Raw genomic sequence first — 15286 nt, forward strand, 5'->3', positions numbered from 1 at the left:
AAGCCGGACTAACGTTAATGGTTCATCCGGCTTTTTTTCAATATATTTTTATTTTAAACGCTTTTAGCTTCAGCTTTAGAACTCTCGCTTTTCCATCCTTTAGCCCACTCTGCCTGCGCTGCATCATCTTTATAAGTCCAGGCTACAAAGCGACTAATCTTTTGCCCTTGGCTCATTTGTACCGTTCTCACTTCAAAAGCATTTGCCTTAATTAAGGCGTTATAAATACTTTTTAAGTTAGCGCTTTTCGAAACCAATGAGGTAAACCACAACACTTGATTTTTAATTTGCTCACTTTGGATGATCATTTGCTCTACAAAAGCACGCTCGCCGCCTGGGCACCACAGTTCAGCTTTATTTCCACCAAAGTTTAAAACGTGTTTTACTTCTTTTTCATTTCCACCAAGGTTACGCCATTTTTGACGGGTACCTTGTTCAGCTTCTTTTAATGAAGCGTGAAACGGCGGGTTACAGACAACTGCGTCAAAACGTTCTGTACGACCAACAATTCCTCTAAAAATACCCATTTTTGAACCTTGCTGACGAATTTCGATTGCGCCCTGTAAAGGTTTATTAGCTTCGATAATACGCTTTGCAGAGTCAACAGAAAGTGGGTCTATCTCCGAACCAACAAAACTCCAACCATATTCCTGATGACCAATAATCGGATAGATACAATTTGCACCAACACCAATATCAAGCACATTAACGTTTCCTCCTTTTGGGTTTTTCCCTTTATTGCTTGAACCTAGTAAATCGGCTACATAATGAATATAATCTGCTCTGCCAGGAATAGGCGGACAAAGAAAATCTTTAGGAATATCCCACTGAGAAATATTGTAATACTGTTTTAGTAATGCTCTGTTTAAAGCCTTAACAGCATTTTGATCTGCAAAATCGATAGAATCATCATTATGTTCGTTTTTAAAAACGAAACGTTTTAATTCTTTAGATGTTGCGGTAAGTTGTTTGAAATTGTAACGCGAGCGGTGTTTGTTACGGGCGTGTAATTCGCTTTTTTCCTTGCGATTATTTTGTTCTTCTTGAGCCAATGTGATTTGGATTAACTAAACAAGCTGTGTTGCTTGTTTCTATCACAAAGGTAGGATAAATAGTTGGGAGTTGTGAGTTTGGAGTCAGGAGTTGACAATTTATGTAGGTTTCGAGCCCGAAACTCACAACTCCAAACTCACAACTAACTTTCTTCATTTCTCTCAATTGTAGCGGGCTGAATTGCTTTCAAATACTTCGCCTCGTCAAATTGATTTTCGCTTTTAGCAATAACGATTGTGGCTACACCATTGCCAATAACGTTTGTAATTGCTCTGGCTTCGCTCATAAATCTATCTACACCAATTAAAATAGAAATGTGTTCAATCGGCATAATTTTGAGTGCCGTTAAGGTAGAAACCAAAACTATAAAACCACTTCCAGTTACACCTGCAGCGCCCTTTGAAGTAACCATAAGCACACCCAAGATGGTAATCTGTTGTCCGAGGGTTAAATCGACATGAAAAACCTGACAAAGGAATATTACCGCCATTGCCAAATAAATTGCCGTTCCATCTAAATTAAAAGAATAACCCGTGGGAATAACTAAACCAACCACTGATTTATCGCAGCCAATGGCTTCCATTTTTTGCATCATACTTGGCAAAGCCGATTCGGAAGAAGACGTGCCTAAAACAATTAAAATTTCTTGTCGGATGTATTTTAGATATTGCCAAAGGCTAAATTTATAATAGCGGCAAATACCGTTAAGGATTACAAAAATGAATAGAATACAGGTTAAATAAACTGAACCCATTAATTTCGCCATACCGAAAATACTTTGTAAACCATGCGTACCAATACTAAAGGCCATTCCGCCGAAAGCACCGATTGGAGCCAAACGCATAATTACTTTCATAATTTTAAATAACACCTTCGATATTTTATCAAAGGCATTTAAAACTGAAGTTCCTTCTCCTCCCAATTTATTTAAGCCATAACCAAATAAAATGGCGAATAATAAAATTTGTAAAATATTACCTTCGGCAAAAGCCGCCATTACATTATGAGGTATAATATGAAGAAAAAACTCCGACCAGTTCATGTCTTTAGCTTTATCTGCATAGCCTGATATTTTTTCAGCATCGCCCGCTTTTGCCACAACTCCAGCACCTGGTTTTAAAACATTTGCAACCAATAAACCAACCGCAATGGCTACCGTACTTACAATTTCGAAATACAATAAAGCCTTTCCACCAACTCTGCCAACCTTTTTCATATCGCCCATATGCGCAATGCCCAAAACGATGGTAAAGAAAATTATTGGCGCAATTAACATGCTTATCAGGTTTATAAATCCCTGACTTATCAATTTGGCAGTTGGTGCAAACCCTGGGAAATATGTACCTACGATTATCCCGATGGTGATTGCTACTAATACCTGAAAAGTTAAATTGGAAAGAATTGATTTCATCTATATGTTTTGAAGACTGAAATATAGGGTAATTTTTGCTTAGCGGCAAAGAATAATATGGTCAGTAAGTGTCATTCCTTTAGATTTGGAAATCAGAACTGGATTTTTTTTTGGAAATGAATGTTCAGCTTTAATGGCGGAATTTAGTCCCGCCAACCACTTTATTCCGCTGCGCTCCATGCTCGTTCATGTCGGGTTTAGTTACAAAGGTTTGTGCAGCAGAAACCCTTTCCAATAGCATTATTTAAAACGGTCGTCATTGCGAGGCACGAAGCAATCTAATAGCAAAAGAGATTGCTTCGTACCTCGCAATGACGACAGCCTAAAACAGTAAAACTAAAACAATTAAGGCTTTATATCAATTACATCGCCATCGGTAAAAATGCCAAATTCGGCTTTAGTAAACTTCAATAAACCCTTATCCGTTTTCTTCAAATTTTGAGGACTAGCAATTCTAATTACCTGACTTTCGCCTGCAACGGTAGCCTTATTTCCGTGAACAATAATTGCAGTGCTTTCATCAATCCCAACGCCAACCATATCTGGATGTGCAGCTAATGCAGAAATTAAACGATTATAACGGTTGCGTTTAAGAAAATGCTGATCGATGATTGTATTTTCCAACAAACCCATTCCTTGAGAAAACTCAATATTTTTATCCCAAAGTTTATTAAAGGTTTCCTTGTAAACAGTATCCAAAAGCTGCGTTCCGGTAATCATATACTTACTCATAACCGCCGCACCTGCACTTGTACCGGCAATTGTAGAACCATTTTTAAAAGCTTTATGAATCGCATCGTAAACTGGCGTGTTTAAAACGACTTTCATAAAACGACTTTGGTCGCCACCCAATATGTAAATCAGCTTTGCATTGGCTAAAGAATCTATCCACTTTTTATCATTTACATCATGCTTTGCGAAATTGAAATTTCTGATGACCCGATTATCTAACTTTTTTATTTGCTTGGCAAAAAAATCAAAGCCCGTATCCGGAACCTCACTCGACATGGGCAATACAATTATATAATCGCTAGCTTTTAAATTGGCAGTTTGAAGCATTTTCTGCATCAATTCATCAGAACGGTTTCCGCCACCAATGATGAATAAACTGCCTTTGTTTTGTGCAAATGAAGCGAATCCAAAAATGACTAAAATCAACGATAAAGATATTTTTTTCATCTGTATGTATTTGTTTTTAATCGTGCTGAACCTATTTATAAATACTTACTTCGACTTTACCATCCACAGTAATTGCACCACGGTACATACCTTCAGTATTAAATGGCATTGACATATTTCCTTTTTTATCCAATGCAATTAAACCACCATCGCCGCCCATTTTACCAACTTTCTCTATGGCAATTTTTGAGGCAGCATCAACTGATAAACCTTTGTACTCCATCAAATCAGAAATGGTTTTAGCAACCACATTGCGGATGTAAAACTCGCCCCAACCCGTACAAGAAACACCTGCGGTTTCATTATTACAATACGTACCCGAACCAATAATTGGGGCATCGCCAACACGACCATACTTTTTGTTCGTCATACCGCCAGTAGATGTGCCCGCCGCTAAATTGCCTGCTTTATCTAAAGCCACGCAACCAACTGTACCAAATTTATAATCGTGGTTTTTACTTCCCAAAAGTTCTGATTTTTTACTGCCGTGATCTAAAACTGCCTTTGTAGAATCTTCTTTAATCGCTTGTTGTAAACCATCCCAACGTTCTTTAGTCCAGAAATATTTCGGATCTACAATTTCCAAACCTGCATCCTTTGCGAATAAATCTGCTCCGACGCCAACCATCATTACGTGTTCTGATTTTTCCATAACGGCTCTTGCCGCAGAGATTGGATTTTTGATTGTTGTAACCCCGGCAACTGCACCGGCCATTAATGTTTTACCATCCATAATCGCTGCATCAAGTTCATTTCTACCATCGTGTGTAAAAACAGCACCCTTACCTGCATTAAAATGTGGATCATTTTCTAAAACGTGAATCGTTGCCTCAACAGCATCTAAACTTGTTTTACCATCTTTAATTTTTGCGTAACCTGCTTGTAAGGCTTCAGATAAAACTTTAATATATTCTGCCTCTTTTTCAGGAGTCATATTCTTTTTCAAGATTGTTCCAGCGCCGCCATGAATAACCATAACATATTTTTTCTGCTGCGCAGAAAGATTTACAGAAACAACCGCAAATGCTAATACCAAAAATAATTTTAATGCTTTCATTCTTATTTTATTGATCTTTTTTATTTAAAACTCCATTATCAATCCACCACCAATACCATTTACCACCTGTAGCTTCGCTCGCCTTAAAGTTAGCAACATTAAAATTACCACCGCCATTTACCGAAGCTGGAATTTCATAAACTGAAACAGCCTTTTGATTATTATTCCAAATTGCTTTTTTATTTGCTTCCATTTGTTCAGGTTGTCTTGCTTCATCAGATATCATAAAGTATGCATAGCTGTATGGTCTTGTTGCCGAATAATCACCAAAAACCTGTGCTTTTCCATCTTTATCAATACATACTGCAGTTCTTTCATCAGCTGCAATTCCCTTTGCCGCGATTTTCCAATCTTTATTTATCCTGCCAAGAAAAATCATCGATCGGCCTTCCCTATCTCTTGTTAAATAGTGCTGATCGGTAATTACATTTTCTAAATATGGCGACTTTAAAAAATCATTATTGTACAAGGTCACATTTGCATCGTAGGGATTGGTCAATGCCTGAGCAGAAGTTAAACCGCCGGTTTCACCGCTGAAATAAAAGCCGCCTAAAATGGCACATCCTGCACTTGTTCCGCCTAACGGAGCTTTCTTATTATTTAGAAGATAATTCAATGCTTGTTCGGTTTTTGTTCCTTTCCAATACCGCATATAATCCGATTGGTCGCCGCCGGCAATAAATACCATTTCCGCGTTGCGAATAATGTAAGCTACGGTATCATTATTAGCCAATTCTTTTGAATTAATTAAAAGTGTTTCAACGGAATTTACAGTCCCCAAACTATTGATATATGGGTTGTAAGCGTCTGTTCCGCTGGCACGTAAAACAACCACATCACCGCCTCCGCTTCTATCAATCATCCACTTAAAGGCTGCATCGACATCAGTTCCACCACCCATGAGTACCATACCACCATTTGTGGTTTTTGTGACGTTACTACTATCGCCAACAATTCCAATTGATGCAGGTCTGCGTTTTGCGACTGGCGTTGTTCCTCCCCCGCCTGTTGAAGGAGGAGCAGGCGTTACCGTTGCTTTCCCGCAACCCATTGCAGATATGCAATAAATCATCAACAGGATAAAAAATGATTGTTTCATATTTTAAAATATTAATGAGGCTTTATCTTATCGATAAAACCTCATATTTTATTAATAACCTGGATTTTGAACTGTATTTTTATTTACAGCAATTTCTGCAGACGGAATTGGAAACGAATACTGTGCTTGAGTAACCGGTAGCGTTACCGCACCTGAGGCATTAACAGCATCAGCAGCCAATCTTACAACTGGCAGGCTTCTTCTTTTTAAATCGAAAAAGCGATGACCTTCAAATGCCAATTCTTTATAACGTTCTTCTAAAATAGCGGTAATTAAGGTTGCTTTATCCGCAAAAGTTGCATTGATGTAACCGTTAATACGAGCAGCTCGTAAAGTATTTAAATCGCCTGCAGCATCACCCGTAGATTCTGCCTCGGCCTCTGCTTTTATTAAGTACATTTCACCAGTACGGAATAACTTTATATCCGTTAAACCTGGTGCCGTTGATGTACCACCGATATATTTATTTACCAAATATTGAGATTTTGTACCCGTTCTTGTTGCATCAAATTTAATATAAGATGTATAACGCAAATCATTAACCTTATCAAAGGTGTTAATTAATTTAAAGGCTGGTGCCCACAAAACAATGCCACCTGTTTGGCGGAAATAGAAATCGCCCAAACGAGAATCGGTTGTACCAACACGTTTTGCTTTCCAAATTACTTCGTTATCGTTTGCATCTGTCCATATACCAGGAAACTGCGCTTTTGTAGCCAAAGGATAAGCCGTAATTACCTCATTTGCATAAGTAATTGCTTCGCTCCAATTTTTCTCATATAAAGCCAATCTCGCTTGAATTGCAGAAACTGCAACCTTTGTTATGCGGGTTTTATCAGTAAATGTTGCTGGTATTAATGGTTTTGCGGCTACTAAATCGGCTTTTGCATTTGCTACGACAACCTCAAAGTTATCTCTTCCCGGATAACCGATTGCCGATGCTTTCATGTATGGTACACCTAGTGCACCGCTTTGGTATGAAGCTGCATAATTACGTAATAATTCAAAATGAAAATAAGCACGTAAGGCTAATAATTCTCCTCTATAACGTGAACCTGTTGCAATATCAGCACCTGTTAAAGTTAAGGCATCTAAGCCTGCAATTGTTCTGTTAATCCTATCTATTGCCACGTAAAACGATGCATACTGACTGGTTACCGAACCGCTGCCCGCATTATACAACCACCTGAAAGCATCGCTATTGCCAACGGTATTTTCTGTTGGAAACATCGCTTCATCAGAAACTGTAGAAACCACACCGATTGTTCCGCCATCCAAAAGTGCGTAAGCACCTAACACACCTAAATTAATATCGCCTATATTTCGATAAGCTTTATCTGGCGAGATGGAATCTGTTGGAACTAAATCCAGTTTTGTACAAGACGCCGTAAGGATTAACAACGACAATATAAGTACGTATTTTTGATATATTTTATTAATCATTGTTGTAAGTATTAAAAGTTAACATTTAAACCAGCGGTATAAGTTCTGGTATTTGGATATTGAAAACGACCGTAAACCGCATTATTTTCTGGGTCTAAACCTCTCCATTTTGTCCAGGTGAATAAATTTTGTCCTTGAACAAATATTTTTACGCCCTTGATTATTCTGGTTTTTTCCAAAACAGTTTTTGGAATAGAATATCCAATAGTTAGATTTCTCAACCTTAAGAAAGATGCATCCTGTATATCTTTAGAAGAAAAATTTCTTGGAATATCAAATCTCTGCAAAATTGCATCATTTCCTGTATCACCCGGAACCTGCCATCTGTTTTCTAGCATTCTAACAGTTTGGTTACTGGTTGCATAACGTTGATTTTCATTGTAGAAATCTTCGTTATTCCAACGCATAACATTTGATACAAATGAAAACAACGCCGATGCGGTAATTCCTTTATAACTTAAAGAGGTATTAAAACCACCGGTAAAAGTTGGATATAAACTTCCAGAATTGGTTGTGCTTTGCGTATTCACATTATAAGCTGTAGTTATAGAACCATCAAGATTATAATATTGTGCTTCTCCGGTTTGAGGATTAACACCTGCCCAATCTGGCGCAAAATAAGTTCCGTAAGGTAAACCCACTTTTAAAATACGGGTATCACCATCAGGATAAGAATCAACCAAATCAGTTACATGCAATATTTTGTTTTTATTATAACCTGCATTAACGCCAATGGTCCAGATAAATTCATTTGATTTAATTACATCGCCACTTACTTCAAATTCGACACCTCTGTTTTGCATAATACCTGCACTTAAGTTAAGTTCAGAAAAGCCTGATGTAGCAGAAAGCGGTTGATTGATAAACATATTTGTCGTTTTACGATTATAAAAATCGGCAGTAATGCGTAAACGGTTTTTAAGCATTGCTAAATCGAAGCCTGCATTAAATTCCTTAACATATTCCCAATCAAATTCTGCATTTCCAGGTGTAGTAGCTCTAATTGCAGCCACACCACCATATGATGTATTAACTGCATAAGTTGGCAAATACAAGAAATCGCCACCAAATGGACTTGCAGTAATACCATAACTTGCTCTAACTCGCAAATCATTAATCAAAGCACTGTTTTTTAAAAATTCTTCAGCTTTAACATTCCAGTTGGCACCGAATGAATAGAAACCATGCCATTTGTTTTCAGGCGCTACCCTTGTAGAACCATCATAACGATAGCTTGCTGTTGCTGTATATTTGTCATTGTAGGTATAACGAGCTACACCCATAAAAGATGCCAGTGCATTTTTGGTTTTACCACCAGTTGTTGAAGGTAAGAATGTTGCACTTCCGTTAGTTGCACCTGCCGGAGTTTCAGGTAAACGTCCATCTATACCATAAGCACTAAAGCCAAAAGAATTGTAATTATTATACACATATTCGTAAAAAGCAGAAGCTTCAAAATCATGCACATCATTAAACTTCTTGGCAAAAGTTAAGCCTGTTGTAGAAATAATGTTAAAGTTTCTTCTGTTGGCATCTGTTAAACGACCTTTACCACCTAAAGTATTGGCAACACTTCTGGAGCCATAGTAAGAATCAGGATTAACAAATTGTTGGTCGGTTGATTGACGATAATCAATACCAGCCCTTGTTGTAATTTTTAGTTCAGGTAAAATTTGATAAGCAAAAGCTGTACTGATGATAGATTTTAACTGATCTGTTTTATCTGATGAATTTAGCAAGCGTTCCAGAGCCTGACTACCTTCTCTTTGATCCAGAATAAAATAATTTGAACGATTTCCAGGATGAACCAAAGTACCATCTGATGCATAAGGATTTTCATAAGGCAGCGCATAATAAACCGATGCCATTGCTGTACCTGCTCCTGTTCCGCCCTCTCCTTCTGTAAAACTCGATTGAGAATAACCTAATGATAAGTTTACGCTTCCGCTGAATTTATCATCCTTAAAATCTAAATTACTTCTTAATGAATAACGATCTAAACCAGTTCGTTTAGCCACACCTTCCTGACTGTAATAGTTCAATGAATTGTAAAAACGCAAATTTTCATTTCCACCGCTAATACTTACTTGTTGCTCTTGAAATTTACCTCTCTGGAAGAAAATATCCCTCCAATCGGTATCAATTCTCTTTAAACTATCAATGATAAAATCTGCACGAGCTCTTGTTGCAGTAGTTCCGGCAGCGTAGGTTGGGTTTTTTGGTGAATAAGTCCAACCTGGTCCGATGTTACGACCAAAACTTGCACCAACTTCTTCTTCAAACTGTAAGCGTTGTGCGGTATTCATCATTTCGAAATTCGGTCTGCTCAAATTTGAGAAACCATATTGCGATGTATAATTAACGGCAAGTTTACCAGCCTTTCCTTTTTTGGTTGTTAAAACGATAACACCATTAGATCCTCTTGAACCATAAAGCGCCTTTGCTGATGCGTCTTTGAGTACCGTTGCCGATTCAATATCTTCAGGGTTGATGGTCTGGAAATAAGCCGCTTCGATTGGCACACCATCTAAAACAAATAATGGTGTAGAAGAACCGTTTACGCTTCCAATACCACGAATAACTACAGATGCACTTTGACCAGGCTGACCAGAAGTGGAAATAACACTCATACCCGGAACACGGCCTTGCAAAATCTGATCGACAGTTAACCCCGGAACATTATTAATTTTTTCAGCAGAAACCAATGAACTTGCAGCAGCAGATTGCGCCTTGGTATAATTGGTATAACCAGTAACAACCACATCACTTAACGTACCAGATGATAATGTTAATTTCAAAGTACCCATTTGTGTTTTAGCATTAACCTCTCTATCGGCATAACCAACATAAGAAATAACTAAAACAGCATTTTCATCAACATTTCTGATGGTAAAGTTTCCATTAGCATCGGTTGCATAAATTGCTGATTGCCCTTTTACACGTACTGATGCACCTGGCATTGGATTTCCTGCTTCATCAACAATTTTTCCGGTAACATCAATGGCTTTTGCCAATTCATTTGTGTTGGCTTTTGGAAAAATCAAGATGGTATTTTCCTTAATTTCCCAGCCAAAAGGTTGTGCTTTTAAAGCTTGTGTTAATACATCAGCTAATTCAGCATTTTTTAAGTCGATGGTTACAGGTTTTGATTTTTGCTGAATCAAATCGGTATCATACAAAAAGAAATAACCAGTTTGGCGCTTAATTTCTTTTAAAATTTTCACCAAAGGCGTATTTTTCTGACTAATATTTATGCGTTGTGAAAATGCATTTGCACTAACTTGCATGCACAAAACGGTCATTATGAAAATAAAAAGTTTCATAGCCCTTAAAAATTGATGGTTAAAATAATTTGGAGCAAAATCGTTTGGTTTACCCACATCGGTTTTACTACTTCGAGTGTAAAAGTTCATACATTCAGTTTGGTTTAAGGTTAAAATTGATTAGTTACATTGGCTTTTTAGGCCTTTTATTTGGTTATTTTTTTTCTGTTAAAACTTTTAGTTTTCGCCCTTCTTCTAGTTCGAATTTGATGTTCCCGGTTTTTTCGAGCATTTTTATTACTTCAGATAATTTTGATTTTCTGGGTACCATCCCATTATATCTCTTAGATGGAACATTAGCGTAATCAATTTTTACATCGTACCATCTTTCTAATTGATTAAGAATAACTTTTAGCTCCGAATCGTTAAATTGAAATAAGCCATTTTTCCAGGCGGTTTCATCATCGGTATCTACATCAGCAGTGATTTTTATTGATGCATTTTCATTCGCATTGTTAATTGCTTGCTCGCCTGGTTTCAATATTTTCGAAAATTTGGCATTACTCACCAAAACGCTTCCTTCTAATAAGGTTGTTTTAATGGTATTATCATCTAAATAACTGTTAATGTTAAAATGCGTACCCAATACTTCTACATTTTGGTTTCGACTTTGAACATGAAAGGGCATTGCTTTATTTTTAGCAACTTCAAAGTATGCTTCTCCGGTAAGTACAACTAAACGCTGCTTGCCTACAAAAGCTTCAGGATATTTAAGTGATGATGCCGCATTTAGCCAAACTTTAGTTCCATCTGGTAGTATAACCTGATATTGACCGCCTTTTGGCGTTGAAATTGTATTGTAAGCAAGATTTTTTTCGGCATTTAAAACCTTATTGTTTGCTACTGTATAAACCAACTGACCATCTTTTTCTTTAGATATTTTAATACCATCCTGGTCGCTTATATCTGAAGATGTGTTTTCATCTAGAACCACTTTAGTACCATCAGCTAGCGTTAATACAGCCTTATTTTTTCCTGGTAAAACATCGAGGGTTTTCTCTTGCGATTTAGAAATTGCAGAAAGCTCTGCTGATTGATTGATTTGAAAATAATAGTAACCACCAAATATGAGCGCTAGAACAGCTGCAGCAGAAATATATTTAAATAGTCTGGATACTTTTGGTTTATTGTTAGCAGCAATCTTTGCTTTAATAGCTTCAAAATTTAATTGTGCTGAATCTTGAATATCCCCCGCCGGATTTAGATTAGCGTTTTCATCGCTTTCACCTAAGAAATTATAATATTCTTCAATAAATCGAATTTCATCGGCATTCGCTTTGCCTGATAAATAACGTTCTAAAATCTTTTCTAAATCTTTTCGGTTAGGAAATGAATTCATTTTTCTGGCTTTTATATACTATGTACCAGATGATGGAAAATCTCCCAAAAGAAAATTAAATTATTTTAAGAAACTAAAATAAGCTGCTAAAAGGATTAAAAACATGTGCGTTAATTTAAATCTGAGCGCATGTGTTGCAGTAGTTAATTGATTTTGAACGGTTTTTTGCGAAACATTTAATTCAACTGATATTTTTGCTGTAGATAAACCCTCAAAATAATGAAGCAAAAAGATCTTACGGCGTTTTTCTGGAAGTGCCTTTATGAAAAGTTCAATTAGAACACGAACTTCTTTTTCGAGCAAATCTCCATCGGTTTGCAGGGGAGAAATTAATTTTTGTTCAAAAGTTAAATTGAATAAATTGTGTTTATTGCTTTTATGAAACTGTTTTAAAACCTGAAAACGAACGGCAGTATGCAGATAAGCCAATGGATTTTGCAAGTCGAGTTCAGCTTTTCTGTTCCATAAGTCGGCAAAAACATTTTGAATAATATCCTGACATTTCTCTTTCTCGGGCAAACGTTTGTAAGCCGCATTGTAAAGTTCTACCCAATGAAGCTTATAAATTTTACCAAATGCAACCTCGTCTCCTTGCCTTAATAGGTCAAAAAGTACATTATCGTTCTCACAATTACTCGAGGCTTCCAAATGATTAGGTTTGTTAGGAAACCAAACATAGTCATTTTAAGAGCTTTTAGCAATACCTTCAGAAGAGAATTGCAAATCGTAAAGCTTTTTGTAATAACCATTTAGCCTTAACAATTCTTGGTGGGTGCCCTTTTCCTTTATTTCGCCTTTATCCAGCACAATAATTTGGTTTGCCTTTTGGATGGTTGATAAACGATGGGCAATAACAATAGAAGTTCTGCCTTCCATTAAATTATCAATGGCTTTCTGAATCAGTAATTCTGTTTCAGTATCAACGGATGAAGTGGCTTCATCTAAAACCAAAATTGCAGGATTGTGAACCAGCGCCCTGATAAACGAAATCAGTTGAGCTTGTCCGGCAGAAAGCGTAGAGCCTCTTTCCATAACATTATACTGATAACCACCCGGCAAACGTTCGATAAAATCGTGAGCACCAACTTTTTTGGCTGCGTTTACCACTTCTTCAATGGTAATTTTTGGATTATTTAAAGTGATGTTATTTAAAATCGTGTCCGAAAAGAGGAAAACATCCTGTAAAACCGTCGCAATATTGCTTCGCAAATAATTCAATTCGATGTCGTGAATGTCGATTCCATCAACGGTAATTTCTCCCTTTTTTACTTCGTAGAAACGATTTAAAATATTTATGGTTGATGATTTTCCGGCACCGGTTGCCCCGACTAAAGCAACGGTTTCGCCTGCTATTACATCAAAGGTTAAATCCTTTAAAACATAATTTTCGTCATTATAAGCAAACCAAACATTTTTAAAACTGATATTTCCGTCAAGTTTTTCTGGGATGAGTTTTCCATTGTTTGGCGTTCGTTCATCTGTATCCAATACTTTGAAAACCCGTTCGGCACCAACCATCCCCATTTGTAGGGTATTAAATTTATCCGCCAGTTGGCGAATTGGGGTAAAAACCATACCCAAATACATAATAAACTGAGTGATGGTTCCTGGTGTAACATCTAAAGGTTTCGCCAAAATACTTTTTGAACCATACCAAATTAATAAACCTAAAGACATCGCCGATATTAATTCGACAACCGGAAAAAAGATTGAATAATACCAGTTTGAGCGAATATTTGCATCGCGATAGCGTTTATTTATGGCGTAAAACTTTTTATATTCTTGTCGCTCGCGGGCGAAATATTGAACGATAGAAACCCCTGTAATATGTTCTTGTAAAAAGGTATTCAGATTCGATACTTCATTTCTTATTTCCTGAAAGGCAACTTTAATTGACTTTTGAAATTTTCTCGTTGCCATTATTAAAAGCGGAATTGGCAAAAGCACAACCAAACTTAACTCCCAGTCGGTAAGGAGCATTACGGCAACGATTACAACGATTTGCAGAGAATCGCCAATCATCGAAATCAAGCCCTCAGAAAATATGTCGGCTATTGTTTCTAAATCGGAAACTGTTCTGGTAATTAACTGACCGATAGGTGTTTTATCGAAATATTTTAATCGTAATTGAGTGATGTGATTAAAAACGTTGATTCTTAAATCGCGAATAACGGATTGACCTAAAGTGTTGGTTAATAGCGTATGGCTGTATTGAATAAGTGATTGCAAAATCAGCATAAAAACCATGAGCATTGTCATGTTTACCAAGCCGCTGTAATTGCCTGTTAAAATATAGTTATCGAGTGTAAATTTGATTAAAAATGGACGAACCGGAGAAATAGCGGCGAGTAAAATGGTTAAAATAACCGACCAAACGAAAATAGCACGATAAGGCTTAACATATTTAAAAATACGTTTCAGTAATCCTGTGTTATATACGTCGCCTGTTACTGCCATTCTATTTTAATTTTAAATGAGTGAATTATTGAATGAATGAATGTATCCGCCATACAAAACATCATACCATTCACTAATTCTATATTTCAATCATTCTATAATTCACTAATTCTATTATTCAATAATTCACTAATTCTATTATTCAATAATTCACTAATTCTATAAAATCAATCGTTTTATGTAAGGGTACTCTACTTTAACTAAATACAAGCCACAAGCCGGTACGGATTGCCCTGCATTGCTTCTGTTTTTACTATCTATTATTTCTTTAAAATCTTTTAAATTTATTTCCTCCTTGCCTATTCTTACTAAAGTGCCTACAATTGCCCTAACCATATTTCGAAGAAAACGGTCGGCTTCTATAGTAAAAACCAAACTACCATTTTCTTCCTCAAAATGAGCTTTTACAATCTTACAGTTATTGGTAAAAGTTTGGGTGTTCGATTTACTGAAACAAGAAAAATCCGTATAATTTAATAATTCGTTTGCTGCCTCGTTCATCAAATTTAAATTCAATTTATCCTTAACCAACCATGATCGATTTAGCCTAAACGGATCTTTTTCAAAATGAATGTAATATTTGTAAGCTCTTGCAGTGGCATCGAATCTTGCATGTGCCTCATCAGCTACAGGAATAATTCTTTTAGCTGCAATTTGATAAGGAAGCATTGCGTTTATGCCACCAACTGCAGCTAAAACCTTTTCTTCTGTTATGTTTTCTATATCAAAATGAGCAAAAAAATCGGTTGCATGTACACCAGAATCCGTTCTGCCGCAACCTAAAGTTTCTATTGGTTGCCTAAAAATTATAGACATGGCTTTGTCCAACAGCTCTTGAACAGTTACTGCATTTGGTTGAATTTGCCAGCCATGGTACAAGCTGCCATCGTAAGCGATTTGTATGAAATACCTTTTTTTACTCAAA

Annotated in this window: 11 protein-coding genes; all 11 read right to left on the reverse strand. The window is 36.6% G+C overall.

The genetic code is table 11. The annotated features are described in order from the left end of the window. Positions 1–53: 53 nt before the first annotated feature. Positions 54–1052: a 23S rRNA (adenine(1618)-N(6))-methyltransferase RlmF gene (gene rlmF, locus R2Q16_RS00720; protein ID WP_316734543.1), complete on the reverse strand. Its 999-nt coding sequence runs from the start codon at positions 1050–1052 to the stop codon at positions 54–56. A gap of 143 nt (positions 1053–1195) precedes the next feature. Then, positions 1196–2464, reverse strand: coding sequence for a C4-dicarboxylate transporter DctA (gene dctA / locus R2Q16_RS00725; protein ID WP_316734545.1), 1269 nt, complete (start codon positions 2462–2464; stop codon positions 1196–1198). Between the two features lie 345 nt (positions 2465–2809). Then, complete coding sequence (locus R2Q16_RS00730; protein ID WP_316734546.1) at positions 2810–3643, reverse strand: cyanophycinase; 834 nt, start codon at positions 3641–3643, stop codon at positions 2810–2812. Between the two features lie 31 nt (positions 3644–3674). Next, positions 3675–4700, reverse strand: a complete 1026-nt coding sequence (locus R2Q16_RS00735; RefSeq protein WP_316734548.1) for an isoaspartyl peptidase/L-asparaginase — start codon at positions 4698–4700, stop codon at positions 3675–3677. Positions 4701–4707: 7 nt separating this feature from the next. Then, a complete protein-coding gene (locus R2Q16_RS00740; RefSeq protein WP_316734549.1) occupies positions 4708–5799 on the reverse strand; it encodes a cyanophycinase in 1092 nt (363 codons plus the stop codon). A gap of 51 nt (positions 5800–5850) precedes the next feature. Further along, entirely contained in the window at positions 5851–7242 is a 1392-nt protein-coding gene (locus tag R2Q16_RS00745) for a RagB/SusD family nutrient uptake outer membrane protein (RefSeq protein ID WP_316734550.1), read from the reverse strand. Positions 7243–7253: 11 nt separating this feature from the next. Next, a complete protein-coding gene (locus tag R2Q16_RS00750) occupies positions 7254–10655 on the reverse strand; it encodes a SusC/RagA family TonB-linked outer membrane protein (protein ID WP_316734551.1) in 3402 nt (1133 codons plus the stop codon). A gap of 64 nt (positions 10656–10719) precedes the next feature. Next, entirely contained in the window at positions 10720–11904 is a 1185-nt protein-coding gene (locus R2Q16_RS00755) for a FecR family protein (RefSeq protein WP_316734553.1), read from the reverse strand. A gap of 60 nt (positions 11905–11964) precedes the next feature. Next, positions 11965–12552, reverse strand: coding sequence for an RNA polymerase sigma factor (locus R2Q16_RS00760; RefSeq protein ID WP_316734555.1), 588 nt, complete (start codon positions 12550–12552; stop codon positions 11965–11967). Positions 12553–12588: 36 nt separating this feature from the next. Then, positions 12589–14361 (reverse strand): ABC transporter ATP-binding protein, encoded by a 1773-nt coding sequence (locus R2Q16_RS00765; protein WP_316734558.1) that lies wholly within the window; start codon positions 14359–14361, stop codon positions 12589–12591. A 159-nt stretch (positions 14362–14520) separates the two neighbouring features. Beyond that, a complete protein-coding gene (truA, locus tag R2Q16_RS00770) occupies positions 14521–15285 on the reverse strand; it encodes a tRNA pseudouridine(38-40) synthase TruA (protein ID WP_316734560.1) in 765 nt (254 codons plus the stop codon). Position 15286: the final 1 nt, after the last annotated feature.

The organism is Pedobacter aquatilis (assembly GCF_032678425.1).
Lineage (GTDB): Bacteria > Bacteroidota > Bacteroidia > Sphingobacteriales > Sphingobacteriaceae > Pedobacter > Pedobacter aquatilis_B.

What these genes read in the sequence shown, in the direction of transcription:
- dctA (WP_316734545.1), bottom strand. Translation starts at nt 2,464, where the DNA reads ATGAAATCAATTCTTTCCAATTTAACTTTTCAGGTATTAGTAGCAATC.
- R2Q16_RS00730 (WP_316734546.1), bottom strand. Translation starts at nt 3,643, where the DNA reads ATGAAAAAAATATCTTTATCGTTGATTTTAGTCATTTTTGGATTCGCT.
- R2Q16_RS00735 (WP_316734548.1), bottom strand. Translation starts at nt 4,700, where the DNA reads ATGAAAGCATTAAAATTATTTTTGGTATTAGCATTTGCGGTTGTTTCT.
- R2Q16_RS00740 (WP_316734549.1), bottom strand. Translation starts at nt 5,799, where the DNA reads ATGAAACAATCATTTTTTATCCTGTTGATGATTTATTGCATATCTGCA.
- R2Q16_RS00745 (WP_316734550.1), bottom strand. Translation starts at nt 7,242, where the DNA reads ATGATTAATAAAATATATCAAAAATACGTACTTATATTGTCGTTGTTA.
- R2Q16_RS00750 (WP_316734551.1), bottom strand. Translation starts at nt 10,655, where the DNA reads ATGAACTTTTACACTCGAAGTAGTAAAACCGATGTGGGTAAACCAAAC.
- R2Q16_RS00755 (WP_316734553.1), bottom strand. Translation starts at nt 11,904, where the DNA reads ATGAATTCATTTCCTAACCGAAAAGATTTAGAAAAGATTTTAGAACGT.
- R2Q16_RS00765 (WP_316734558.1), bottom strand. Translation starts at nt 14,361, where the DNA reads ATGGCAGTAACAGGCGACGTATATAACACAGGATTACTGAAACGTATT.